This window comes from Cochlodiniinecator piscidefendens (genome assembly GCF_011326755.1).
Taxonomy (GTDB): Bacteria; Pseudomonadota; Alphaproteobacteria; order Rhodobacterales; family Rhodobacteraceae; genus Cochlodiniinecator; species Cochlodiniinecator piscidefendens.
The window spans coordinates 49,586-75,009 of record NZ_JAAOIE010000005.1; the positions used below are offsets into that span (position 1 = coordinate 49,586).

Consider the following 25,424-nt stretch of genomic DNA (forward strand, 5'->3'; position numbering starts at 1 on the left):
TTTGTGCGGAATTCGTGTTTGTCTGCGTCAAACCAGATTTAAGGGCCGCACATGTCACTTTCAGAAATTACCGCTCATATCCGCAAAGAAGAAAACCGCGTTGGACGCCCGTCTGGTGACGTACAGTTAATCGCTGTTTCCAAAGTGCAGCCAAATGAACGTGTTGAGGCCGTGCTATCTGAGGGCCATCGCGTCTTTGGTGAAAACAAAGTGCAAGAGGCTGCCGGAAAATGGCCTGCCTTTCGTGAGCAGTTTGAAGGTGTCAAAGTTCATTTGCTTGGCCCTTTACAAACAAACAAAGCCCGCCAAGCAATGGAACTGTTCGATGCGATCCATTCACTAGATCGCCCTAAGCTCGCAAACGCCTTGGCGCGTTTACGCGATGAAATGGGGTATTGCCCTGATTTGTTTATTCAGGTGAACACGGGCGAGGAACCGCAGAAAGCAGGTGTATTGCCCGCCGATGCAGATGCATTTATCGCGGATTGTCGTTCTTTGAATCTGCCCATTGTTGGGCTGATGTGCATTCCCCCCGCGGATGAAGAGCCAAGCCTACATTTTGCGCTGCTGCGTAAGATCGCACAGCGAAATGGCATTGAGGGTTTGTCTATGGGGATGAGCGGCGATTACGAGCGTGCGGTTGCCATGGGGGCTACTCATGTTCGCGTTGGGTCAGCAATTTTCGGTGAGCGTGATTATAGTTAGTCGCGTACAATCACCTTGGTACCAGGTAAAACGCGGGCAGCTATCCACAGCAAATCTTCGCGGCTAAAGGCAATACATCCTTCGGTGGGGTAGTGGGGGCGACGCCATTGATGTAGGAATATGGCGCTTCCCTTACCTGGAATTGCAGCGGGCCAATTCCAATCGGTGATGAACACAATATCATAAAGAGGATCAGCGCGGCGCATGACTTCGTGGCTCGCGTCATAAGGGGCGCGTACAAGCTGGTTATAGTCTGGATCGTTTACATCGTCAGACCATAGGTCAAACGGACGAATCGGAATAGCCCAGCGATTTGGAGGCGACAAACGATCACGTCGATATAGCACTGCCTCGATTTTGTGAACGCCAGTCGGAGTCGCGCCATCCCCTTCAATTTTACTTTGGCTTAATCCGCCACGCCCGATGGAGCAAGGAATGAGCCGGCCCATAAAACGTACCCCTCTAGGGGTCAGTACCAGATCAAAAGGTGTCACAATAGGTGCCCTGATTTTGCGGCTTTGGTGCCTAGATAGGCAGAGTTGTGAGGGTTTTCCCCGACGCGTAGCTCGACGCGTTCAACGACCTTTACACCGGTTTCTTCCATTCTAGCGACTTTAGCGGGATTATTGGTGAGTAAGCGCACAGCGTCAAAACCAAGCTTTTTCAAAATCTCAGCGCCAATACGGAAGTCGCGTTCGTCGTCTTCGAACCCTAAGCGGTGGTTAGCCTCAACGGTGTCAAAGCCTTGGTCTTGTAGGCTATAGGCGCGCATTTTATTGGCGAGCCCGATGCCGCGACCTTCTTGATTTAGGTATAATAAAATACCTTCGCCCTCTGACCCCATTTGCTCAAGCGCGCCGCGCAGTTGAGGACCGCAGTCGCATTTGAGTGACCCAATAACGTCGCCTGTGAAACATGCTGAATGCAATCGGGCAAGCACGGGTTTATCGCGGTCTGGGCGTCCGACTTCCACCGCATAATGTTCCACACTACCGTCATCCGGGCGAAAAACATGCAATCGCCCAGCCTCAGAAACGGTCATCGGTAGTCGCGCGTGAACCACTGGTGCCATCTGAAGTGATGCTTCCAAAAGGGGGGCAGTGGCAGCTGTGTCGATTGTAGTGAGGTCATGGGCCGCTGCGAATTCTTTGGGGTTCTTGAGGGGCACAACCAGAACTGCGGGCAGAACTTGCGCATCTTTGGCCATGCGAATCCCCGTGCGGTGAAGGTCAGCCTGACCATCCCGCAAGGTCTGGAGGGGGCCTTTCATCGGATGAAGCAAATCATCGGCAGGGTCGGCTAAGGAACGAACCCATTTTATGTCGGCATCCTGTGGAACTTTGACGCGCGCAATGTCGGCGTCATAGCACCGCGCTTTTAGCGTTTCAGCACGTCGCGCAGTGATCGTAAGTGCGATGTCTTTGGATAGAGCGCGTAGATCAGCAAAACGTTCTGCGTTCATTGTTTCTGCAGCAATGATGAGGACAGCCTCAGATTCAGCCGTCAAAATGACTGCAACGCCCATTCGTAAATCTGCCCGTGCCCGTGCTAAGCGCTCTGTTAGGGTTGGGATCAAGGCCATTTCGGGCATTTCCTTTGTTACAGTTCATAATGGTGAGATAGTGCGCTTTCACCAAAAATGAAACAATAACTGTTATTGAAACACGAGCGCGTGAAAAAAACGACGCGCCCCTTGTTGAAGTTGTGAAAAAGCACATCTTTAACCCAACAGAAAATTGATGGGAGCCGGACAGATGGGAACGCTTAAAAAGATATTGCTGGTTGATGATGACGAAGATTTGCGCGAAGCGCTATCTGAGCAATTGATCATGACCGAAGACTTCGACGTCTTTGAGGCGAACGATGGTGTGAGCGCCATGACGAAGGCAAAAGAGGCGCTATATGATCTTGTTATTCTCGATGTTGGGTTACCTGATACCGATGGTCGCGAATTGTGCCGTCTCATGCGCAAACAAGGCGTTAAATGTCCGATTCTAATGCTCACGGGGCACGATACGGATGCAGACACTATTCTAGGTTTGGACGCTGGCGCAAATGATTATGTGAGCAAACCGTTTAAGTTTCCGGTTCTTTTGGCGCGCATTCGAGCGCAGCTTCGTCAGCATGAGCAATCTGAGGATGCGGTGTTCCAACTTGGGCCATATACATTCAAACCGGCGGTGAAAATGTTGGTCACGGAAGACGACAAAAAAATTCGTCTGACGGAAAAAGAGACCAATATTTTGAAGTTTTTGTACCGAGCAACGGATGGTGTTGTTGCGCGTGATGTGCTGTTGCATGAGGTCTGGGGATACAACGCAGGTGTCACAACACATACTTTAGAGACACATATTTACCGCTTACGCCAAAAAATTGAACCAGATCCGTCAAATGCGCGCCTTCTTGTGACCGAATCTGGTGGTTATCGTCTATCATCATAACCAGAGTTCCCCGCGCTTGGGTTAAGGCGCACTCCTCCCTGTTGGACTGACCCGGCAAATCCGCCGGGTCTTTTTTTATGTGCGGCGCAGATAGATCGCTCCATAGGCAAACATGACTATGCCCCCGATGCCAGCAATGAAAAACGGAAGGCGCAAAGCGGCTTCACGACCCCATGAAGGTTCGGCGATGCTAACGACTGCACCGCCAATCAATGCGCCAATTGGCAACATGCCCCAACCGAAAAAGCGGTAAATACTGTTTACACGCCCCAAAATGTTGCTGGGAATGACACGTTGCCGCAACGACACCGTCACCACATTCCAAAGAAGTGCGGCGATCATCCCGAAGAAAAGTGCGATAGCTACGGAATATACATCGTCAGAAAAGGCGATGATCAAATATTGAACGGGAAACATAGCAAGAGACAGGATGAGGCTCCGATGTGTTCCAATTTTCGCAGCGACCCAGGGGCTAATGATCCCACCAGCCACTCCACCAGCTGCGCCAGCCGTCAATAAGACACCATACCAAAAGGCATCCAGCATCAGAATATCCTGAGCGAACAGCACCAGAATCGTCGCCGTCATCATATGCAGCATATTTATGGCGCCTAACATAAGCCCGAGCTGCAAAATTTGTTTATGACCGTACATCCATACCGCGCCTTCGCGAAACTCTACCCAAAAACTGCGTTTGATGGGCTTGTCTGATGTTTTACTTAGGCTGATGCACCACACTAACCACGCAGCTAGCCCAAAGGTCAGCGCGTCAAACGCGAACGGAATTGGTACCGCTGTTGCAATTAATATACCTGCAAGTGGTGGGCCGATGAAGGACCCCATGATTTGTTCAGCGCTCCAGATTTGGCCATTGGCGGTTTCTAAATCCTTGGCTTCCACCACAGAGGGCAGCATGGTTTGGGCTGCATTGTCGCGGAACACTTCGGCCACCCCCAATAGAAAGGCTGCGCCTGCTAGCCCCCAAATCATTGCACCGTTTGACTCATGTGCCGGCAGGGGCCCTGCACTAAAGATCAATGCAATTACGCCCAGCGTTAAGCCAAAACGAAACAGATCTGCCTGCACCATAAGGCGCTGGCGATCCATGCGATCCACCCATACGCCGGCAGGTAAGGAAAAGAGCAACCAAGGCAAGCGGGTTGCCATGGCAACAAGTGCAATCGCAAATGGGTCACGGGTGAGTAATGTTGCAAGCCAAGGAAACGCGAGCGCAGAAACGCCATCCCCTAGGTTGCTGATTGATGACGCGGAAAAGAGAAGCCGATAATTTCGGTTTGTTTGTAATAAAATCATGGGTTCAGCCTGCACGGTGAACAAAAAGAAAACAAGCGGCTTTTCTTTCGGAGCCGCCCATGCCTATTCTGCGCTAAATTTGAACAAAGGGATGCATCATGGCCTTTACGCTTTGCACTTGGAATATCAATTCTGTCCGGTTGCGCGAACCAATTGTGCAGAAACTCTTGGCGGAACAGGCCCCGGATGTTCTTTGCCTGCAGGAATGCAAAAGCCCAGTTGATAAAATCCCAACCGAGGGATTTGCCGCGTTAGGCTATACGCACATGGTTGCCCGCGGTCAAAAGGGCTATAATGGCGTGGCAATTTTATCCCGCCTTCCGTTAGAGGAAGTCTGCAGTCATGACTTTGCAAACCTCGGGCACGCCCGCCATATTGCGGCACGTTTGCCTAATGGAGTTGTTATTCACAATCATTACGTTCCCGCTGGCGGAGATGTTGCTGATCGCGAACAGAATGAAAAATTTGGTCAAAAGCTCGATTACCTAACAGATATGCGTGATGATTTTCGGGCAAATTCACCTGAACGGTCTATTCTTGTTGGTGACTTAAACATCGCGCCGCGTGAAGACGATGTATGGGATCATAAAAAGTTATTGAAGGTCGTCAGCCACACTCCGATTGAAGTTGAACATTTTGAGGAGACCCGCGAAGCAGGGGATTGGCATGACGTGACACGCGCGGATATTCCAGAAGGAAAGCTTTATAGCTGGTGGTCTTATCGTGCAAAGGATTGGGATGCTGCAGACAAAGGCCGCAGGCTTGATCATATTTGGGCGACTGGGGATATTAAAAATGCGGCGCATTCTAGCCGTGTTTACCGTGATGCGCGGGGGTGGGAAAAACCCTCAGACCACGCACCACTTTTCGCAACGTTTGATTTGTAAGGAGCGCCTTGGGGCCTTGCGATTTGATGCGCTTTGCCCCATCTAACGCCTAACACGACACACAATCGGGACACGAATTATGCTAGAACTCGGCCAAGGTGCTGCACCTGCACAAGATTTGATCAAAGACGGTTCAGAAGCGACCTTTATGCAAGATGTGGTCGAGATGAGCCAAACCGTACCGGTCATCGTTGATTTTTGGGCCCCTTGGTGCGGCCCATGTAAAACGTTGGGTCCAGCGCTGGAGGCAGCAGTCATCGCCGCAGGTGGCAAAGTGCGTATGGTCAAATTAGATGTTGATCAAAACCAAGCAATCGCAGGCCAAATGCGCGTGCAGTCGATCCCTACGGTTTATGCGTTTTACCAAGGTCAGCCAATTGATGGTTTCCAAGGCGCCCAACCCGAGTCTGAGATCAAAGCATTTGTAGAGCGCGTTGTCGCCGCAGGTGGCGGCGAAGATGCTGGACTGGATGAGGCCGTTGCGGCAGCAGAAGAAATGTTGGCTGAAGGTGCGATTGAAGATGCTGCGCAAACCTTTGCAGCGGTGTTGGAAGAAGAGCCACAAAACGCGGGTGCTTATGGCGGGTTGGTACGTTGTCATATTGCAGCAGGCAATTTGGACGAAGCCGAAGCAACGTTGAACGGTGCCCCCGCAGAAATTTCGACCGCGCCAGAACTTGAGGCCGCACATGCTCAGCTTGAGCTGGCAAAGCAAGCGGCTGATGCTGGTCCTGTTGCTGAATTGCGTTCAGCAGTAGAGGCCGATGCTGACAATCATCAGGCCCGGTTTGACTATGCGACAGCTCTGCATGCGAATGGCGATACAGAGACCGCGATCGCGGAACTTTTGGAATTGTTCCGTCGGGATCGCGAATGGAATGATGGTGCGGCGAAGACCCAGTTATTTACTATTTTCGACGCACTTCCCCCGCAAGATGAACTCGTTTTGAATGGACGTCGGAAGCTTTCTTCGATGATATTTGCGTAATTTGAAATCAGGGCTAAACTGTAGCTATGTTTGTTCCTGCTGAACTACCTGAACAAATTCCGTTGTTCCCTTTACCGGGGGCAATCGTGTTGCCACGTGCACGTCTGCCTTTGCAGATATTTGAACCGCGCTACTTGGCAATGTTGGATGATGTTCTAAAGTCTCCAAAGCGGTTGATCGGCATGGTGCAGCCTTTGCCAGATCAAAGTGGACGATTGCACGATGTCGGTTGCGTGGGGCGTCTTACGTCTTTTGTCGAGACTGATGACGGGCGGTATATGGTTACGCTTACGGGAATTTCGCGGTTTCGTATTTCTGGTGTGATCGAAGGATTCTCGCCTTATCTGAAGGCAAATGCTGATTGGTCTGGTTTTGAACGAGATTTGGTTCGCGCACCATCGGAAGAAAAATTCGAACGGTCAGATTTTCTGGTGCTATTGAGGCGCTATTTCGAAGCGCAGGAACTAAGCACCGATTGGGATAGCCTTAAAGATGCCGAGGATGAACTTCTGGTAAATTCGTTGTCGATGCTGTGCCCGTTTGCGCTTGAGGACAAACAGGCGTTACTTGAGGCTCATACGCTGTCTGAGCGACGTCAGACACTTGAAACTTTGATGGATTTTGCGCTGCGCAGTGGCAGTGGTGATGAGGTGATGCAATGAGCTTTGAAGGTGAATTTGACCGTAAAATGTTAGAGGCGATGGTGTGCCCCGTCACGCAATCTACGCTGCGCTACGATGCAGAACTTGCTGAACTGGTGTCTGATTCAGCAAAGCTCGCGTTCCCTATTCGTAATGGTATTCCTGTGATGCTCATTGGCGAAGCTCGCAAAATTGACGCTTAAATTTGACGTCCTTGCAGGAGTTTGGGTAAGTCCCCCGTTAGACCTGCGGCCTCGCGGATAAAGCTACGGCGTGCGCCGGGGAGTGCATTGACGACACCTAACCCAATATCGCGCACAGCACGCAATAAGCCGTTGTCGTTGGAAAACAGTTTGTTAAACGTGTCTGTCGCCGCAACCAGCGTTTCGACATCCCAGCGCCGCCATTGTTCGTAGCGTGTTAAAACACCCTCAGCGCCGATGTCTTCACCTCGCCGTCTCGCTTCGATCAAGACTTCTGCTAAGGCACCTACATCGCGCAATCCGAGGTTCAGCCCTTGCCCCGCAATCGGATGAACGCCATGGGCAGCATCACCAATAAGTGCAAGACGATTGGCAGTGAAACTTTTCGCGATCGTTAGGTTCAGCGGATACGTGAACCGTTCGCCGGCAAGGGAAATGTCGCCTAAAAAATCACCAAATCTTGGGCGCAATACATCCATATATGCGTCGTCAGTCATGGCCTGAATTTTTTCAGCGGTTTTCGTTTCTTCGCTCCAGACAATAGATACGCGGTTATCAGGAAGCGGAAGAATCGCCAGAGGACCGGGGGGCATGAAAAACTGATGCGCAATTCCGTGGTGGGCTTTTTCGTGTTTAATGGCACAAACAAGTGCAGTTTGGCCGTAATCCCATCCGCGACGCCCGATGCCTGCACGTTCTGCTGTTGAACTACGGCGGCCATCTGACCCGACCAATAGACGTCCGCGTTTTTGTGTGCCACTTGCCAATGTAACGGTTGTGCCCGACGCTGAGACATCCTGCGCAATGACCTTTTCATTGTCGAGATGCGTTATGCGCGGATGTTCTGTCATTGCCTCCAAAAAAGCAGTGTATAGATAACGATCCTCTAGCATGTAGCCCATTGGTCCTTCTTCGATCTCAGCATGATCAAAGTGCAGCATCCATGGGCTTGGCGCTTCGCCTGCGCGGCCGTCTGTTATTTTGATTTCCAGTATTGGTTGGGATTTCTGGGCCACATGACCCCAGACACTGATTGCGCTCAGTAATCTTTGGGATGCCAAAGCAAGCGCGTACCCTCGGCCATCAAACCCGGCAGTCGCGCGGTTTTGTTTCGGTTGGGCGTCTATCACCGTCACGGTGAACCCACCATCTGCCAACGCTAAGGCCAGGGCCGGGCCGTTCAGTCCGCCGCCAACGATCAAAATATCTGAGTCATAGGTCATAGTCCCAATATGCGCTTCAATGGGGGATTGTCCATGCGCTTTGCTGCCGCTACCGTCGCGTTCAACAAGAGGGAGATCGAGATGTCAGCAGAATGGTTAACAATGAGCATGGCCGCGCTTGGGCGTGGAATTGCAAAAGGTGAAATTGATCCGGTTGACCTGACGCAGACTTATTTGGACGAAATCGCAGCAAACCCTATTTCCGATCGCATTTATGCGAGGATCACATCGGAACGTGCCATGGCCGAAGCGCAGGCGGCTTCTGAGCGAGCAAAACAGGGTCAAAGGCTTGGCCCGCTTGATGGCGTTCCTGTGTCTTGGAAAGATTTATTCGATACAGCAGGCGTTGCAACAGAATCTGGATCTGCATTGCTAAAAGATCGAATACCGACTGAGGATGCAGAGGTGCTAAAGGCTGCAACTGCGGCTGGTTTGATTTGCCTTGGTAAAACCCACATGTCCGAACTCGCGTTTTCTGGATTGGGCTTTAATCCGATTACGCAGACCCCTCCGAATGTGAATGATCATGATGCGGTGCCGGGGGGATCATCTTCTGGTGCGGGGGCGTCCGTTGCTTTCAACCTCGCGCCTTGCGGCGTTGGATCTGATACGGGCGGATCGGTGCGTATTCCCGCAGCGTGGAATGATTTGGTTGGGTTGAAAACCACTGTTGGGCGGGTGAGCACGAAGGGCTGTGTACCACTTTGCGACAAATTCGATACGGTTGGACCCCTCTGTCGCACGGTCGAAGATGCAGCGCTTATGCTCGCGGCATTAGAGGGTGGTCAGGCGGCGGATTTGAAGGGCGCAAGCCTGACTGGGAAACGAGTGCTCGTGCTTAAAACGGTAGCGATGGATGATGTGCGCGACGCCCCAATGGCGGCATTCGAAAGCGCAGTTGGTCGGTTGCAAGATGGCGGTGCCACCGTTGATAGGGGGGAAATACCTGAAGTTTCTGACGCAATTAGCTTATCTGGAATCCTCTTTACAACAGAGGCTTATGGCATATGGAAAGACACCATTGAGGCCAATCCAGATGCGATGTTCCCAGAAATTCTAGAACGGTTCCGAATTGGCGCAGGTTTTTCCGGGGCGGACTATGTCGCGGCTTGGCAAACGTTAGAGCGTCTACGGTCAGCTTACCTGCGCAAGACTGCCGGTTATGATGCTGTTATCCTACCGACCTCACCGATCCTGCCGCCAAATGTTGCTCGGCTTCAGTCTGATCATGATTATTACGTAACCGAAAACCTTTTGGCGCTTAGAAACACCCGTATCGGGAATGTTCTGGGGTTGGCGGGGTTGACGCTGCCAACAGGTATTCCCTCGTGTGGGATTATGTTCCTAACACCCCCAGATACCGAAGAAAATCTGCTGCGCCTCGGCTTTGCCGCCGAAAATGCTCTGGCTTAAATATCACGAGATGCCACAGGTGTAGTTTTTTTCTGCCTTTTTCTGGACATAACCCGTCTGGCTTCTGTATCCTGACCTTAATCGGGGCGACACGACCCCAAACTTGAGGCAGATATGGTCATTCCAGAGCGGTTTTCGAACCTGCCAGAATACGCTTTTCCGCGTTTGCGGAGCCTGTTGGACGCGCATGCGCCCGGCGGCGAAGTCGTGCACATGACGATTGGCGAGCCAAAGCACGCGTTCCCGGCATGGATCACGGATGTTATTGCGGAACACGCACATGAATTTGGCCGTTACCCTGCCAATGATGGGACGCCAGAATTGCAAGCGGCCATCGCAGGTTGGATCAAACAGCGATACGGCGTTTGTTTGGAACCCGCTTCTCAGGTGATGGCCCTGAATGGAACCCGCGAAGGGTTGTACAACGCTGCAATGGCGTTGTGTCCGGAAACGAAAAATGGGGCGACGCCGGTTATCTTGACGCCAAACCCGTTTTATCAGGTTTATGCCGTCGCGGGTGCGTCCGTCGGTGCAGAGGTGCATTTTGCCCCGGCCAATGCGGACACGAACCATTTACCTGATTTCGCAGCTGTGCCCGAAGAATTACTCGAGCGTACGACAATTGCCTATGTCTGTAGCCCTGCGAATCCGCAAGGTGCCGTCGCGGACCGCGAATATTGGGTTCGTTTAATTAAGCTAGCAGAGCGGTATGATTTCCGCATTTTTGCGGATGAATGTTATTCAGAGATTTACCGTGATACACCCCCTGTGGGCGCGCTTGAGGTTGCAAAAGACATTGGCGCGGACCCAGAACGTATTTTGATTTTTCACTCTCTGTCCAAGCGGTCTAATTTACCTGGCCTGCGATCAGGTTTTGTTGCGGGTGGTGCGCAAAGCATAAAAGAGATCAAACAGTTGCGCGCTTATTCGGGTGCCCCATTGCCTATGCCGCTGCAGCGTGTTGCCGAAAAGGTTTGGGCGGATGAGGTGCATGTCATCGAAAACCGCCGTCTCTATGTCGAAAAATACGCCATCGCTGATGAAATATTCGCTGATGTTGCCGGGTATCAAAGCCCCGAGGCTGGCTTTTTCTTGTGGCTTCCTGTCGAGGATGGCGAGCAGGCCGCGCTGAAGGTATGGCGTGAAACGGGTGTGCGCGTATTACCGGGCGCTTACCTAAGTCGAACAGTCAATAATTATAATCCGGGCCAGAGTTACGTTCGCGTGGCTATGGTGGCCCCAAAAGAAGAAATGCAGCGCGGGCTAATGTTGCTTCGTGACTGCCTCTATGAGTGAGGACAGCAAAATGGCATCCTATCAAATCAGACAGCGTGACCCGCTTTTTGACAGTAAAACCCAAGCCGCGTTAGAGCGCCGCAGCAAGGAATTGCTTGGGATTGGGCTTGCCTTTGTTGGGCTGCTTATCGTGATGATATTGGGGTCTTATTCGGCTGATGATCCCAGCTGGATGTCTGCAACGCAGGAACCGATTCAAAATTGGTTGGGTCGCATTGGCGCGACAATAGCATCGCCATTACAGCGTATTCTTGGACTGGGCGCTTGGGCTATTGCGCTGGTTTTTCTTGTGTGGGGTGGGCGTTTGATCACGCAATCTGGCACGGATCGCGCGGTATGCGTTGTCTTTGCGCCGATCGCTATCTTTTTGGTCTGTCTTTATTCAGCAACTTTGATTGGCCCTCAGGGCGGAGCGCTGGATCAAGGGCTTGGTGGCTTTGCGGGTGACTTCTTTGCGGCCCTGTTTTTGAATCTGTCTCCTTTTGCCAGCATCGGGTTTTCACTGAAGCTGTTGTCTGTCGTTAGTGGCATTGCAATGGTTGCGATGCTTGTTTTTGTTCTGGGTTTCACCAAATCTGACATGCGCCGGTTCGGTCGGTTTTTACTTGTTGGATTGGTTATGTCCTATGCGCTTATGATGTCTCTTTTGGGGCGTGGCGCATCAGGGGCGGCATCTGCCGCGCGGAATATAAACGATGCCCGTACAGCGCGTCGTGCCGAGGTTTCTGCTCAGCAGCCGATGCCAGTACCCCAACGCGAGGCGCGTGTTCAACGCCCAGATGCCGTGATCGAAGACGAAGCGCCGCTTGCGTGGGATGTGCCTGCAGAAGCATCTTATGTAGAGCCGCAGCCAGAGCCTAAGCCGGGAATTCTAGCTTCGCTGATTAAACGGGCACCGGATCCTGAGCCTGAGTTGGTTGAATACGATGCGCTAGATTCTGAAGTTGAAATGCCCGAGGAAGATCGGGTTAAGGCGCGTATTTCGGATGCGATTAAAACCCGTATGCGCCAGAAATCCGCGCTGCGCGCGCGTCGTCCAGAACCTCAGATTACCCGGCCGCGCGGCCCACAACCGTTGGTTTTGAATATTGAACCGCCTGTTACCGCACCTCTGGAGAATGCAGAGCCTGTGCTGAATGACGAAGTGGCGTCGGTCACTGCGACGTTGGCTGAGCCGGTGGTTCACCAGCAAGCACCGATGGAGATTGATGCATTCACTTCAGACATCTACGCACATGATGAACCGTTGGCCGAAGATGACGTTATAAACGTATTTGATGATACACGCGCTTATGCGCCTGCTGATCCTGCACCTGCGCCAATTGTTGCGCCCGCTATCCCTGCGGCACCTAAGGCGCGGGCTGTTGTCGAAAACAAAGTGCGCAAAGCTGTTCCTCAATCAACGCAAGCCAAAGCAGAGGCGCAACCTGCATTGCAATTCGAAGAAAGCCATGCGGATTACGAACGCCCGCCGCTGAACCTGTTGCTAAGTCCGGAAACTGTCGAACGTCATCACCTTTCGGATGAAGCGCTCGAAGAAAACGCGCGGATGCTTGAAAACGTTCTTGATGATTATGGCGTCAAAGGTGAAATCGTTTCTGTGCGCCCTGGTCCTGTGGTCACGATGTATGAGCTTGAACCGGCGCCGGGTCTAAAGGCAAGCCGTGTTATTGGATTGGCTGATGACATTGCGCGTTCAATGTCTGCCCTGTCCGCGCGTGTTTCGACTGTTCCCGGTCGATCCGTTATCGGGATTGAGCTTCCGAATGATAACCGTGAAATGGTCGTTCTGCGTGAAATTCTTGCAGCCCGCGATTTTGGTGATAGCAACATGCGCCTACCGCTCGCGCTGGGTAAAGATATCGGTGGTGACCCCATCGTCGCCAACCTCGCGAAAATGCCCCACCTGTTAATTGCGGGTACAACGGGTTCTGGTAAGTCCGTTGCGATCAACACAATGATTCTCAGCCTGCTTTACAAGCTAACGCCTGAAGAATGCCGTCTTATCATGATCGACCCCAAAATGCTGGAACTGTCCGTTTATGACGGCATTCCGCATTTGCTGTCGCCTGTTGTGACGGACCCGAAAAAGGCTGTTGTGGCCTTGAAATGGGTCGTCGGTGAAATGGAAGACCGGTACCGTAAAATGTCCAAGATGGGCGTGCGCAACATCGAGGGTTACAACGGTCGTGTCCAAGACGCGTTGTCGAAAAATGAGATGTTCAGCCGCACCGTGCAAACGGGATTTGATGACGATACGGGTGAGCCAGTGTTCGAAACAGAAGAATTTGCACCGAAAAAGCTGCCCTACATAGTCGTGATCGTCGATGAGATGGCTGATTTGATGATGGTGGCTGGCAAAGAGATCGAGGCCTGCATTCAGCGCCTTGCGCAAATGGCGCGGGCATCTGGTATCCATCTGATCATGGCAACGCAGCGCCCATCTGTTGATGTTATCACCGGCACAATCAAGGCAAACTTCCCCACACGGATATCATTCCAAGTGACCAGCAAAATCGACAGCCGCACCATTCTAGGTGAGCAGGGTGCCGAACAATTGTTGGGCATGGGTGATATGCTTTATATGGCCGGTGGCGCTAAAATTACCCGTGTGCATGGTCCATTTTGCTCTGACGAAGAAGTCGAAGAAATCGTCAATTACCTTAAGCAGTTTGGCCCACCTGAATATATTGGTGGTGTTGTCGATGGCCCTGATGATGAACAAGCAGGCAGTATTGACGCGGTGCTTGGCTTAGGTGGTAACACGGGTGGCGAAGATGCGCTTTATGATCAAGCGGTTGGAATCGTTCTTCAGGATCGTAAAATTTCAACGTCCTACATCCAGCGAAAACTTTCGATCGGCTACAATAAGGCCGCTAAACTGGTCGAGCAAATGGAAGAGCAGGGGCTCATTTCTGCGGCCAACCATGTTGGCAAACGCGAAATACTGGTTCCCGAGCAGCAATAGGCGTATTCGGGCCTACAATTGAAATATTTGAAAGCAAGGGCTGGTCCCTTGCTTTTGAGTTCTTAAATTAGGGGTATGACAATGTTTCGCATTCTCTTTGCGCCAGTGATGACACTGGCAATGACAATCCCGGCGGCGGCTGATGTTATCCCGCTGTCCGAGATTTCGCGCTACTTAAACGATCTACGCACTGCGCGTGGTGAATTTACCCAAATCAACGATGATGGTTCTATTGCGACGGGGGGGATCTTTATTCATCGTCCAGGGCGTATCCGCTTCGAATATAGCGCTGATGAAACGTTGGTGATTGCTGGCGGCGGGCAGGTGGCAATTTTTGATGGGAAATCTAATACTGGCCCCGAACAGTATCCTCTCGCACGGACACCATTAAATTTGCTTCTAGAGCGCAATGTCGATCTTGGACGGGCAAATATGGTCGTTGGTCATGGCGAAGAAGGGCCGGCAACAACTGTAACTTTGCAAGATCCCGAAAACCCAGAGTATGGATCAATTAAACTAGTGTTCACCGCAGAGCCGACACAGCTTAGGCAGTGGGTCACGACCAATGATGGTGGCGGTGCAACGACTGTCATATTGGGTGATATGGAAACAGATGTGCGAATAGGGTCGCGTTTGTTTAACATCCCACTCGAAGTGGAAAGCCGCTCAGACGGATAAGAAAAAACCGGGTCCATGACCCGGTTTTTTTATTAGCGGCAACTTTGCAATTGACGTCGGTACATTGCTGCACGTTCTCGAACGTTGTTGGCAACACGTAACAACCAAGTTTTTGAGCGATACGATCCTCGCGAATATCCTCCGCGCCCTTCGTGATAGGCGAGATATTGATTGCGTGCATCAGTTAGGGAAATGCCTAATACGTCACGGGTTTTAGACATATACCAGCCAATGAAATCTGACGCGTCGTCAATATCGTTACGACGTGCGCCGCGACGACCTGTTTCTTGGCGATATTCATCCCATGTTGCGTCCAGCGCCTGAGAAAATCCATACGCGGACGATTGCCGCCCCATAGGAATCACCCCGAGCGCATAGCGAACAGGTGTCCGTGCGTCGGATACAAACCGACTTTCGTGATAGATGGTCGCCATCTGTACATGTACTGGCACGCCCCAGCGTCTTTCGGTACGTTGCATCGCCCGCAAATATTGCGGTTTCTGGCTTACAATGCTGCATGCATTGTCCAGATTTCGCGGTGCGGAACCACCTCCGCCGCCGCAGGCAGCTAAGAGTACCAATAGAACTGTCGTGCGAAGAAATCTGCTCATTTGCCCCTCGCTTTATATTTTGGTCAGAATACCGGAAATTGCCCGGAGGTAAAATCACATTTGAACGATCTTTTAAATTCTTTGGGATTGTTGCCGTTTCAATGGGTCAGACAGACTGTTTCCGCGAAAAACCGCTGCCCTTGATGGACATAACGAAGGGGTAAAGTTAAAGTTATCGTGTCATGGGGGCAAAGAGTGTCATGTTTAAAACGCGCGCAAAATATCATTTAGGGCAGGTCGTCCGTCATCGTAAACATCCGTTTCGTGGTGTGGTTTTCGATGTAGACGCAATGTTCTCAAATACCGACGAATGGTACGCAGCGATTCCTGAGGACAGCCGCCCTAAAAAGGAACAGCCGTTTTATCATTTGCTGGCCGAAAATGACCAAAGTTATTACGTCGCCTATGTGTCTGAGCAAAACCTAGTTGCAGACTATACGGGTGAACCGGTTAGTCATCCCGATTTACCAGACCTATTTGGCGACTTTGAAGATGGAAGCTATCCGCTGCATTTCCAGTTAAACTAACTGATTGTGACAGGGTGTTCAGCCTCTTTCCATTTGCCAAAACCGCCATCCATCTCAGCGATATTATTTAGCCCCATGTCCTGAAGCGTTTTGGCCGCGAGGGCAGATCGCCACGCGCCTGCGCAAAACAGGACAATCTTTTTGTCTGTCGCGAATTCTTCGCGGTGATAGGGACTGGTTGGATCAACCCAAAATTCCAACATCCCGCGCGGCGCGTGAATGGCACCGGGAATCTTCCCTTCGCGGCCAAGTTCCCGAATATCGCGTATGTCGACGAGAAGGATGTTGTCCGCAGCGAGTAGCGTAGCGCATTCGTCTAACGGAATTGTTTCGATTTCTTTTTTCGCGCGTTCAACAAGTGTTTTTACTGGTGTTATTGTCATTTAGTACCCCAATGCACAGCCGTCTTTTCTAGGGTCGGAGGCCCCCTCTAAAACACCTGTTTCATGATTGATTTTAATGGCTTGTGCGCCGCCGATCGGTCCGGGGGGGATCACCACATTGTGCCCAAGTTCTGATAATTCGGCGCGCACCTTGTTTGAATATCCTCTTTCTACGCGCAATTCATTGCCCTCAGCAAAGCTACGCGGAGCATCTATTGCACTTTGTGGGTCCATCCCAAAATCAACCATATTGCTGATAAAACGCATGTGACCCGTCGATTGATATTGGCCACCCATTACACCAAATGGCATTACCACTTTGTCGGCTTGTTTTAGAATGCCGGGAATAATCGTATGCAAAGGGCGCTTGCCACCTGCGGCTTCGTTAGGATGCCCGACGATAAGGTTGAATCCCGCGCCCCGGTTTTGAAACAAAATACCAAATTTATCAGACGCGATCCCGGAACCAAAAGAATGAAAGATGGAGTAGATTAAAGAAACGGCCATGCGATCTTTGTCCACCACCGTGAGGTACACAGTATCTTTGTGAACCTGTTCGCTGATGGATGAAACGCTTTGAATGATTCGGTTCGGATGGATGAGTTTAGCTAGATCACGGGCAAGTGAAACGTCCAGCATGCGGGATGTAGAATCTGATACCTCAGGGTCCGCGATAAAACGATTTCGTGTATCGTAAGCCAGTTTTGTGGCTTCGGCTTCTATGTGAATGCGTTGACTTCCCAATGGGTCCAGCGAAGCTATATCAAACTCTTTGAGGATGTTGCCTAGCAATATTGCTGTTGCGCCTTGGCCGTTTGGCGGGTGCTCAACCAATTCGATATCTTTGTAGGTGCCAGAAATGGGCGAGGTGTAGTTACATTGAATTGCTGCAAAGTCGTCCAGAGTGTGACATCCCCCCAGCGCATTCAAGGATTTCACCATGTCTTCGGCCACTTCGCCTTCATAGAACCCGTCGCGACCTTCCATCGCGATGCGGCGTAGTACCTCTGCCTGCTTCGGTGCTCGGAAGACTTGTCCAGCTTCAGGTGCGTTGTTGTTGATCAGAAAATTATTTCTTGCCGACCCCTTTAGGGTTGCTGTGGCCGCGACCCAATCAAATGCTGTGCGCGGGGCAACAGGGACACCAGCCTGTGCGTAATATATTGCTGGGGCAAGTGACGCTTTTAGGCCAATTTTCCCCCAATCCTTCGAGAGTTGACAAAAGGCGTCAACAGCACCGGGAATAGTGATCGCTTCGACGCTGTGAGTCGGCAAAACGTCTAACCTTTGGTGGCGTAGCTTATCGGCATTTAATGCTGCGGGCGCCCGGCCAGAGCCATTCATGGCTACAATACGATCTTCTCCAGGTATGGAGGCTAAGACAAAGCAATCGCCGCCGATGCCCGTCATTTGTGGCTCACATATCCCGAGTAGCGCGCCAGCAGCAATTGCTGCATCCATCGCGTTCCCGCCGGCTTCCAAAATTTGAATTGCAACCTTTGCAGCAAGCGGATGAGATGTCGCGCACATCCCATTGCTTGCGTAGACGCTAGATCGACCTGGCAGTTGAAAGTCACGCATTTTAATATCCTCGTTGGCGGAACAGTAGCCAGTGGGACATCAATTGCCAAGCAATCCGCTATGGTGAAAGTTCGAAGCTAAGAACGTTTTCATGAGCAACCCGATTGTATTGTAAGTCCTGAACAAGGTCGCGAACGATACCCCAACCAAAACCGCCTTCTGGAAGTTCTTCCAAGGGTGCCTCGAGGTCATGCTCTTTGCGCTCAGGCGGTGCACCGCCTGGCATCGGAACGCCTGAGTCGCGCAAAATGCAATGAACTTTGGATTCTGAAACAGTAATGGCAAGTTCGATCGGGCCGTCAGGCTGCTCCTGATAGGCATGTTCAACGATGTTGTTGAGAATTTCAGCCAGAACCAGTTCAAGTAGTCCTGATATATCTTCACTGATCTTAATGTCACTGCCGAGCTTTGTGACCGTGCACAAAGCATTGCGCACGGTTTCGGGCTCGCTTGTGAACCAGAGGTTCATGTTCGAGCCGTTGATTACAACTTTAACCCTGTCTTCCATTTGGACCGCTTCCAAAGTGTCATTCGGCATGTGCCTGATCCAACGCTGATTGAACATCATCGTGGATGGGAAAAATCGAATCCATGCGCGTCAGGCGAAACACTTTGCGAACCGTGTCGCTAAGCCCGGCAAGTTCCATTGAGCGGCCTGTTCCTAGCTGCTTTTTTGCCGCGACAACTGCGCCTAATCCACTGCTGTCCAGAAAATTGACCTTTGTCATGTCGACAATAACCCGGTTTGTTTCACCTTCTGTTACTTCGCGCATTTGATCTTTGAACTGAATTGCGCAGGCTGCGTCGATTCGCGCCTCCTCTACAGTGACCAAAATAGCCCCGTTTGTTTCGTTTGCGTGAAGATTCATCGCCTAGCTCCGTATATGACTTTGTATATAGGCTAGACGGCAATCCTTACCATTCGGTATGTATTTTCCTGAAAATAGTATGGAACTGAAAGGAATTGCTGTGAAAGAAGTTGTAATCGCAGGTGCATCGCGTACCCCAATGGGTGGATTTCAGGGTGATTTCGAAGGTGTTGATGCCCCCACGCTTGGTGGTGCAGCTATTCGCGGGGCGCTAAGCAACGCAAAGGCCGAAGCAGCTCAGGTCCAAGAATTGTTGATGGGGTGTGTGTTACCTGCGGGGCAAGGTCAAGCACCTGCACGCCAAGCTGGCTTTGCGGGCGGTTTAGGGAGCGACGTACCCGCCACCACATTGAACAAAATGTGTGGTTCCGGAATGAAAGCGGTGATGTCGGCCTTTGATCAGATCGCAACTGGGCAGATTGATGTTATGATCGCGGGAGGAATGGAAAGCATGACGAATGCGCCGTATTTGCTCCCTAAAATGCGTAGTGGTGCGCGTATTGGTCATCAAAATGTACAAGATTCGATGTTTCTGGACGGGCTCGAAGATGCCTATGATAAGGGCCGCCTCATGGGGAGCTTTGCCGAAGATTGCGCTGAGAAGTATCAGTTCACACGCGAAGAGCAGGACGAATATGCCTTGCAGTCTCTCGCGAATGCACTGGAAGCACAGAAAAGTAATGCATTTGAGGGCGAAATTACGGCTGTTTCTCTTGCCACGCGAAAAGGGGAGTTAATTGTTGATTGTGATGAGCAACCCGCTAAAGCGCGCCCAGGAAAAATCCCGCAGCTAAAGCCTGCATTCAAAAAGGATGGCACTATCACACCTGCGAACGCATCTTCGATTTCGGATGGTGCGGCCGCACTTGTCGTTGCAAATGCAGAAATGGCTGAGAAAGAAGGCCTTAATATCAGAGCGAAAATCGTTGGGCATGCCAGCCATGCTCATGAACCTGAATGGTTTTCGACGGCCCCTGTTCCCGCAACTAAAAAGCTGTTGGAACGCTTGGGTTGGAAGGTCGATGATGTTGATCTTTGGGAAGTGAACGAGGCGTTCGCGGTTGTTCCCATGGCGTTTATGCGCGAATTTGGTATCCCGCGTGACAAAGTGAACGTCAATGGCGGTGCCTGTGCTTTGGGACATCCTATTGGGGCATCTGGCGCACGGATTCTGGTTACTCTGCTTAACGCTATGGAAAAAAGAGGCCTGAAACGCGGAGTTGCTGCTATATGCATCGGTGGCGGTGAAGGTACTGCGATCGCGATTGAGCTTCCATGAAAGTATATTATTCGGAGCTCGCCCAAACGATTGCCAGCCTAACTGAGGGTGAAACAGATGTTGTTGCATTGATGGCAACCGTCGCGTGTGAGGTGCATCACAGCGATGATCGCTTTCATTGGACTGGATTTTATAGAAATGTTGGTGGGGAAACTTTGAAAATTGGCCCTTACCAAGGGGGGCATGGGTGTCTTGTGATTCCTTTTTCACGAGGCGTTTGCGGTGCGGCTGCAAAAACTGGGAAAACCCAATTGGTTGCGGATGTAGATGCGTTTCCAGGTCATATAGCCTGTGCAAGTTCCACTCAGTCGGAGCTTGTATTGCCAGTGTGGGACAGTGCGGGAAAGCTGTTGGGGGTGTTTGATCTTGATAGTGATTTCCCGTCTGCTTTCACCGAAGAAGACGCTGAAAATTTGGTAAAAATTCTGAGAAGTGTTTTTGGGAAGGTGTGAAAATACAGCTTACTTTTTGAAGAATACACTCGACGAAAAGCGGCCTTTCAACAGGCCGCTTTTTTCTGTTGTGGGGCCACGTACTTTTACACGCCGTGAAAAAATGATTGAAAATTTCATTAATCTCATTCAGGATGAAAAAATAGAAGGAAATTTCACGACACTTCAGGAGAAATGATGCTGCATTCAGATCCAACAAATCCAAAAACATTGGGTGTTGATTTGCGAGCGTTACGCAAAGCCCGCGGGATGACGTTGTCTGGATTAGCCGAACAATTAGGGCGTTCTGTTGGTTGGTTGAGCCAAGTTGAACGTGACATGTCCGAACCTTCAATTTCTGACCTACGCCATATCGCCAAATGCCTTGATGTGCCGATGTCGATGCTATTTGGGCATCTAAATGCTCCGGCTGAGGAACAAGGGTATGTTGTTCGTTCGGGTGCGCGTCGGCCTATGGGGTCGGGCGAAGAGGGGTTGATTGAAGAACTGTTATCACCTGATCTCACAGATGATTTTGAAATGGTGCATTCCACGTTTCAGCCACAGTCGAAAATGCAGACCCCTGCAGATCGCCCCACCCAAGAAGTGGGCTATATCATCTCTGGAAAATTAGATCTCACAATTGGGGGAAGGGCGTTCACCGTTGGACCGGGCGATAGTTTTCGCATTCGCGGAGAAATGTACCTATGGGCGAATCCTTATGATGAACCCGCCGTTGCGATCTGGGTGATCGCCCCGCCGGTTTATTAATATGGACTTTGAAAGCTGGACCATATTCGCGCTGTTTTGGATCGTTTTTGTAACGACGCCGGGGCCCAACGCCGTTAATTGCATCTCTAATGGGATGACCTACGGGTTTCGCCACGCGAGTTGGGGCATATTTGCGGTTATGTGCCAAGCAACACTGTTTTTGATCCTGTCCGCACTGGGTGTGACCGCCTTATTGCTTGCATCCCCCACAGCGTTTTTTTGGGCAAAAATTATTGGCGCAGGGTTTTTAATCTACCTCGGCATCAAGGGGTGGATAAACGCGGGAAAAGTCATCACGGCGCGCGAAACGAAGTCTAAATCAATATTCTGGCGCAGCTTTATGATTGCGGTGATCAACGCGAAATCGGTCGCTGGTTACATGGCGGCCTTTAGTCAATTTGTACGAACAGACGTTCCGGTCTGGGACCAGATGTGGGTGATCATGCCAACGGCGCTCTCGATCAGTGTTTTGGTCTATGCCGGCTATACCGCGCTTGGCGTGTGGATGGGGCGGATGGCGTTTGGGATGATTTTACACAAACAATTCCGTCGTGTGATGGCGGTATGTTTTGTCGTGTACGGAGTAATATTGGGTGGAACATCCGCCCCTCAGTTTAGCAGAAGTTAGCGCTTTTGCTGGTGTAAGCGGCGCATTGCGCTTGTGTCTTTATCTGGCTCATAGGGAGTGAACCATGTCAGATTTTCCAACTAAGGCCCGTGTGGTCATAATCGGTGGGGGCGTTGTAGGTGCCTCTAGCCTTTACCACTTGGCCAAGAAAGGCTGGACCGATTGCGTTCTTTTGGAAAAGAACGAATTGACTGCGGGGTCCACGTGGCACGCGGCGGGCAACGTTCCGACGTTTTCGACTTCATGGTCGATCATGAACATGCAGCGCTATTCAACAGAACTTTACGCGGGTTTGGCAGAAGAAGTCGATTACCCAATGAACTATCACCAGACCGGTTCAATCCGTCTGGCCCACAATAACGAACGGATGCAGGAGTTTGCACGTGCTTGTTCTATGGGACGTTATCAAGGCATCGAGATGGAGATGTGGACGCCAGAAGAGGCTAAGGAACGTTATCCGTTCTTGGAAACCCATGACCTGGCGGGTGTGCTTTGGGATCCGTCCGATGGCGACATTGATCCGGCTCAGTTGACGCAAGCGCTCGCTAAGGGTGCACGTGACATGGGGCAGAAGATTATCCGTTTTTGCCCTGCCACCGGGGTCACTCAGAAAGAAGATGACACTTGGATTGTACACACTGAAAAAGGTGACATCGAATGTGATCACGTCGTAAACGCCGCTGGGTACTACGCCCAGCGTGTCGGTGAGATGTTTAAGCCCTACGGCGGTCGCACCGTACCAATGATGGTGATGGAGCACCAATACCTGCTAACCGAACAGATCCCTGAGATCGAAGCATGGTCAAAAGAGCATGGTGGTAAGCTGCCTTTGATCCGTGATGTAGATGTATCCTATTATCTGCGTCAGGAAAAAAACGGCTACAACCTTGGTCCGTATGAACCGAATTGCAAGGCGCACTGGGTCGACGCCGAAGACGCTATGCCCGAAGATTTCAGCTTCCAGCTGTGGCAGGAAGATCTGGACCGGATCGAAGACATCGTTGTTGATGCTATGGCCCGTGTGCCGTTGATGGAAACTTCTGGTGTATCCAGTGTTATCAATGGTCCAATCCCTTATGCGCCAGATGGTCTGCCGCTGATCGGTCCAATGCCCGGCGTAAAAAATGCGTATGAGGCGTGCGTCTTTACATTTGGGATCGCCCAAGGTGGTGGTGCAGGTAAAGTGCTCGCGGAATGGATTGTTGACGGTCACACTGAATGGGATATGTGGGCAGTCGATCCGCGTCGTTATACTGACTATACGGATCAAGAATATTGCGTTGCCAAGGGTATGGAAGTTTATGGCAACGAATACGCTATGCACTTCCCGCGCCATGAATGGCCTGCAGGACGTGATCAAAAAACATCTGCTGTGCATGATAAAATCATTTCCAGTGGCGGCGTAATGGGTGCCTATAACGGTTGGGAACGTGCCAATTGGTTTGCACAGCCGGGTGATGATACTTCGCTTGAGGCGACGCATACTTGGGGACGCTCAGGCCCATGGGAGCAACGCATCAAAGAAGAATGCGAAGCGGTGCGCGACGGTGTTGGTATCTTGGATTTGCCAGGCTTTAGCCGCTTCAACCTTGAAGGCGAGGGTGCAGCAGAATGGTTGCGCGGTATGGTCACTGGCGGTCTGCCAAAAGTGGGCCGTATGAACCTTGTCTATTTTTCTGACAGCCGCGGTCGCATCTTGACTGAGATGTCTTGCGTTCGTCATGGCGAAGATCACTTTACCATGATCACAGCGGGGTCGGCACAATGGCATGACCGTGATTTGTTGGCGATGAACTTGCCTACTGGTGTCACACTGACCGATCACACAACCGAAGTTGCGACAATGATTGTGACTGGTCCAAAGTCACGCGAATTGTTTGCTGGCTTGTCAGATGCTGATCTATCCCTTGGTTGGTTGACCCATCAAAAGGCTACAGTTGCGGGTAAACCTGCGTTCCTCGCACGGGTTTCCTTTGCGGGTGAACTCGGTTGGGAAGTTCACTGTGCCAATGAGGATCAAGCAGCGATCTATGACGCTATCACAGCCGCAGGTGCAAAACCGTTTGGTATGTATGCCTTAGACAGCCTACGGCTGGAAAAAGGCTATCGTACTTGGAAGGGTGATCTTTCTTCTGATTACTCATTGTTCGAAGGCGGAATGGAGCGTTTTGTCAAACTCGACAAACCACAAGATTTCGTTGGTAAGGCAGCGCTTCAGGCGGAGAAACAGCAAGGCAGCAAAAAACGCTTTGCTATTCTTTTGGTCGATGCGGGCGATTGTGATGCACCCTATATGTCGACTGTTTTGCACAACGGTGAAATCGTTGGCGAAACAACGTCAGGCGGCTGGGGATATCGGATCAATGCATCCGTTGCTCACGCAATGCTGCGTACGGATATGACGGCCCCTGGAACGGAGCTAGAGGTGGAAATCTATGGCAAACGTGTTCGTGCGGTTGTGCAAGAGGATCAGCCTCTCTGGGATCCAGCGAATGAACGCCTGCGGGCCTGATAGGATCGTGTAAGAAAAGGGTTAGGACAAACAATGTCGGACAAAACACAATGGCAATTTGACATTTTGTTGGCTGATAAGTTTGTCCTAACCGAACTGGCGGGCGTGATTGACGTTATCCGAATCGCCAATAGGATCAGCGCAAAGCCGCCTTTTCGATGGATATTGCGTTCGCGTAACGGTGGACTTGTTACCAGCAGTGCTGGGGTTTTTGTGAAAGCGGAGGCTTTTACAGATCGGCCTGATGCCGATTATGCGTTTGTTATAGGGAACTCGGATCCGCAGAATCCTGAACTATCCCTGGGCAGCGTTATTTCCAAATACACTTATCGCCAAATTAAAGTGCTGTTGTTAGCCGAAGCGGCCAGTCGATACATCAATGAACATGGCGGCGAGGACGAAGCGCACACCACTCATTGGGAAAATGGCACCGTTTTGCAAGAACGTCTGGAAATGGGAGACGCCAATTTTGCGCTCGCGGTTGATGATGGACGTATTGTAACCTGCGCAGGGATGGGCGCCACTGTGGACGTGACGCTTGCAATCATAAAAAACCATTTATCGTCTGCCACTGTAATGACCGTTGCAGATATTTTGTTGCATGAACACATCCGAGATTTTTCAACGCTGCAACCTTTCGGCGGAAAAACACTGTCGATGACCGGTGACAAAGATCTCGACCGTTGTATTGAATTGATGCAGGCGAATATGGAAGAACCCCTTCCGATTAGTCAATTGGTTCAGCTGTTAGGGGTTTCCAGCCGTTCGCTCGAGAGAAAGTTTAAGGCGAGCTTGGGGACAACTCCCAATAATTATTATCGCGAATTGCGTATGAATAAGGCCAACAATTTACTGTTAAACACAACGCTTAGTGTGCGTGAAGTTGGGTTGGCATGCGGGTTTGTGAATGGTTTTTCGAGCCTCTACAAAAGCTTTTTTGGGATTACCCCTTTGGGATTACGCCGACAAAGTGGTTCGCAGAATGAATAAATTTTGAAAAAGCGTCATATTCGACATTGATTACGTTTTTGGTGTATTTTGCTTTCGGGGCTCGTGCAACATGTCGCAAAATTTG

The 25,424-nt window shown here is 51.0% G+C and carries 26 protein-coding genes; 17 read left to right on the top strand and 9 right to left on the bottom strand.

The window, feature by feature from the left end:
• Positions 1-51 precede the first annotated feature (51 nt).
• The gene (locus tag G9C99_RS13575; RefSeq protein WP_166418061.1) at positions 52-705 is read left to right on the top strand and encodes a YggS family pyridoxal phosphate-dependent enzyme; all 654 of its coding nucleotides are present in this window, start codon (positions 52-54) and stop codon (positions 703-705) included.
• Here the strand turns inward: G9C99_RS13575 and G9C99_RS13580 are convergent.
• Together G9C99_RS13580 and ribA are read right to left on the bottom strand one after the other, a co-directional pair.
• Positions 702-1,199 (bottom strand): L,D-transpeptidase family protein, encoded by a 498-nt coding sequence (locus G9C99_RS13580; RefSeq protein WP_331460003.1) that lies wholly within the window; start codon positions 1,197-1,199, stop codon positions 702-704. The genes G9C99_RS13575 and G9C99_RS13580 overlap by 4 nt on opposite strands.
• Positions 1,196-2,287, bottom strand: a complete 1,092-nt coding sequence (gene ribA / locus G9C99_RS13585) for a GTP cyclohydrolase II (protein WP_166418062.1) — start codon at positions 2,285-2,287, stop codon at positions 1,196-1,198. The genes G9C99_RS13580 and ribA overlap by 4 nt, the downstream gene beginning before the upstream one ends.
• A gap of 172 nt (positions 2,288-2,459) precedes the next feature.
• Between ribA and G9C99_RS13590 the strand changes: the two genes are divergently transcribed.
• Positions 2,460-3,146, top strand: a complete 687-nt coding sequence (locus G9C99_RS13590) for a response regulator transcription factor (RefSeq protein ID WP_166418063.1) — start codon at positions 2,460-2,462, stop codon at positions 3,144-3,146.
• 75 nt (positions 3,147-3,221) lie between these two features.
• Here the strand turns inward: G9C99_RS13590 and G9C99_RS13595 are convergent, their stop codons facing one another.
• On the bottom strand, positions 3,222-4,460 hold the full coding sequence (locus G9C99_RS13595; RefSeq protein WP_166418064.1) for an MFS transporter: 1,239 nt from the start codon (positions 4,458-4,460) through the stop codon (positions 3,222-3,224).
• Positions 4,461-4,558: 98 nt separating this feature from the next.
• Between G9C99_RS13595 and G9C99_RS13600 the strand changes: the two genes are divergently transcribed.
• From G9C99_RS13600 to G9C99_RS13615, 4 genes are all read left to right on the top strand, one after another.
• Positions 4,559-5,347 (top strand): exodeoxyribonuclease III, encoded by a 789-nt coding sequence (locus G9C99_RS13600; RefSeq protein ID WP_166418065.1) that lies wholly within the window; start codon positions 4,559-4,561, stop codon positions 5,345-5,347.
• A gap of 79 nt (positions 5,348-5,426) precedes the next feature.
• Positions 5,427-6,335, top strand: a complete 909-nt coding sequence (locus G9C99_RS13605) for a thioredoxin family protein (protein WP_166418066.1) — start codon at positions 5,427-5,429, stop codon at positions 6,333-6,335.
• A 26-nt stretch (positions 6,336-6,361) separates the two neighbouring features.
• The gene (locus tag G9C99_RS13610) at positions 6,362-6,997 is read left to right on the top strand and encodes an LON peptidase substrate-binding domain-containing protein (RefSeq protein WP_166418067.1); all 636 of its coding nucleotides are present in this window, start codon (positions 6,362-6,364) and stop codon (positions 6,995-6,997) included.
• The gene (locus G9C99_RS13615; protein ID WP_166418068.1) at positions 6,994-7,179 is read left to right on the top strand and encodes a Trm112 family protein; all 186 of its coding nucleotides are present in this window, start codon (positions 6,994-6,996) and stop codon (positions 7,177-7,179) included. The genes G9C99_RS13610 and G9C99_RS13615 overlap by 4 nt, the downstream gene beginning before the upstream one ends.
• Here G9C99_RS13615 and G9C99_RS13620 read toward each other — a convergent pair.
• Positions 7,176-8,402 (bottom strand): UbiH/UbiF/VisC/COQ6 family ubiquinone biosynthesis hydroxylase, encoded by a 1,227-nt coding sequence (locus tag G9C99_RS13620; protein WP_166418069.1) that lies wholly within the window; start codon positions 8,400-8,402, stop codon positions 7,176-7,178. The two genes, G9C99_RS13615 and G9C99_RS13620, sit on opposite strands and share 4 nt — an antisense overlap.
• A gap of 81 nt (positions 8,403-8,483) precedes the next feature.
• Here G9C99_RS13620 and G9C99_RS13625 point away from each other — a divergent pair, with 81 nt between their 5' ends.
• From G9C99_RS13625 to G9C99_RS13640, 4 genes are all read left to right on the top strand, one after another.
• Positions 8,484-9,815: an amidase gene (locus G9C99_RS13625; RefSeq protein ID WP_166418070.1), complete on the top strand. Its 1,332-nt coding sequence runs from the start codon at positions 8,484-8,486 to the stop codon at positions 9,813-9,815.
• A 114-nt stretch (positions 9,816-9,929) separates the two neighbouring features.
• Positions 9,930-11,111: an aminotransferase class I/II-fold pyridoxal phosphate-dependent enzyme gene (locus tag G9C99_RS13630; protein WP_166418071.1), complete on the top strand. Its 1,182-nt coding sequence runs from the start codon at positions 9,930-9,932 to the stop codon at positions 11,109-11,111.
• Positions 11,112-11,121: 10 nt separating this feature from the next.
• Entirely contained in the window at positions 11,122-14,079 is a 2,958-nt protein-coding gene (locus G9C99_RS13635; RefSeq protein WP_166418072.1) for a DNA translocase FtsK 4TM domain-containing protein, read from the top strand.
• 75 nt (positions 14,080-14,154) lie between these two features.
• Positions 14,155-14,757, top strand: coding sequence for a LolA family protein (locus G9C99_RS13640; RefSeq protein ID WP_166418073.1), 603 nt, complete (start codon positions 14,155-14,157; stop codon positions 14,755-14,757).
• Positions 14,758-14,789: 32 nt separating this feature from the next.
• Here the strand turns inward: G9C99_RS13640 and G9C99_RS13645 are convergent, their stop codons facing one another.
• On the bottom strand, positions 14,790-15,368 hold the full coding sequence (locus G9C99_RS13645; RefSeq protein ID WP_166418074.1) for a transglycosylase SLT domain-containing protein: 579 nt from the start codon (positions 15,366-15,368) through the stop codon (positions 14,790-14,792).
• Positions 15,369-15,568: 200 nt separating this feature from the next.
• Between G9C99_RS13645 and hspQ the strand changes: the two genes are divergently transcribed.
• The gene (gene hspQ / locus G9C99_RS13650) at positions 15,569-15,895 is read left to right on the top strand and encodes a heat shock protein HspQ (protein WP_166418075.1); all 327 of its coding nucleotides are present in this window, start codon (positions 15,569-15,571) and stop codon (positions 15,893-15,895) included.
• Here hspQ and G9C99_RS13655 read toward each other — a convergent pair.
• From G9C99_RS13655 to G9C99_RS13670, 4 genes are read right to left on the bottom strand one after another with little or no spacing between them, the layout of a single operon-like run.
• The gene (locus tag G9C99_RS13655) at positions 15,892-16,278 is read right to left on the bottom strand and encodes a rhodanese-like domain-containing protein (RefSeq protein ID WP_166418076.1); all 387 of its coding nucleotides are present in this window, start codon (positions 16,276-16,278) and stop codon (positions 15,892-15,894) included. The two genes, hspQ and G9C99_RS13655, sit on opposite strands and share 4 nt — an antisense overlap.
• Positions 16,279-17,859, bottom strand: a complete 1,581-nt coding sequence (locus G9C99_RS13660; protein ID WP_166418077.1) for a gamma-glutamyltransferase family protein — start codon at positions 17,857-17,859, stop codon at positions 16,279-16,281.
• A 58-nt stretch (positions 17,860-17,917) separates the two neighbouring features.
• Positions 17,918-18,397, bottom strand: coding sequence for an ATP-binding protein (locus tag G9C99_RS13665; RefSeq protein ID WP_166418078.1), 480 nt, complete (start codon positions 18,395-18,397; stop codon positions 17,918-17,920).
• Positions 18,387-18,728 carry an STAS domain-containing protein gene (locus G9C99_RS13670; protein WP_166418079.1) on the bottom strand — a complete coding sequence of 114 codons (342 nt, stop codon included), beginning with the start codon at positions 18,726-18,728 and terminating at the stop codon, positions 18,387-18,389. The genes G9C99_RS13665 and G9C99_RS13670 overlap by 11 nt, the downstream gene beginning before the upstream one ends.
• A 100-nt stretch (positions 18,729-18,828) precedes the next feature.
• On the opposite strand from G9C99_RS13670, the gene G9C99_RS13675 reads away from it, so the two are divergent.
• From G9C99_RS13675 to G9C99_RS13700, 6 genes are all read left to right on the top strand, one after another.
• The gene (locus tag G9C99_RS13675) at positions 18,829-20,007 is read left to right on the top strand and encodes a thiolase family protein (protein ID WP_166418080.1); all 1,179 of its coding nucleotides are present in this window, start codon (positions 18,829-18,831) and stop codon (positions 20,005-20,007) included.
• Entirely contained in the window at positions 20,004-20,459 is a 456-nt protein-coding gene (locus G9C99_RS13680; protein WP_166418081.1) for a GAF domain-containing protein, read from the top strand. Before G9C99_RS13675 ends, G9C99_RS13680 begins: the two co-directional genes overlap by 4 nt.
• Before the next feature lie 177 nt (positions 20,460-20,636).
• On the top strand, positions 20,637-21,209 hold the full coding sequence (locus tag G9C99_RS13685; protein WP_166418082.1) for a helix-turn-helix domain-containing protein: 573 nt from the start codon (positions 20,637-20,639) through the stop codon (positions 21,207-21,209).
• A 1-nt stretch (position 21,210) separates the two neighbouring features.
• Positions 21,211-21,837: a LysE family translocator gene (locus G9C99_RS13690; protein ID WP_166418083.1), complete on the top strand. Its 627-nt coding sequence runs from the start codon at positions 21,211-21,213 to the stop codon at positions 21,835-21,837.
• Between the two features lie 64 nt (positions 21,838-21,901).
• Positions 21,902-24,349 (top strand): GcvT family protein, encoded by a 2,448-nt coding sequence (locus G9C99_RS13695; protein ID WP_166418084.1) that lies wholly within the window; start codon positions 21,902-21,904, stop codon positions 24,347-24,349.
• 33 nt (positions 24,350-24,382) lie between these two features.
• On the top strand, positions 24,383-25,339 hold the full coding sequence (locus tag G9C99_RS13700) for a GlxA family transcriptional regulator (protein ID WP_166418085.1): 957 nt from the start codon (positions 24,383-24,385) through the stop codon (positions 25,337-25,339).
• The last annotated feature ends 85 nt before the right edge of the window (positions 25,340-25,424 follow it).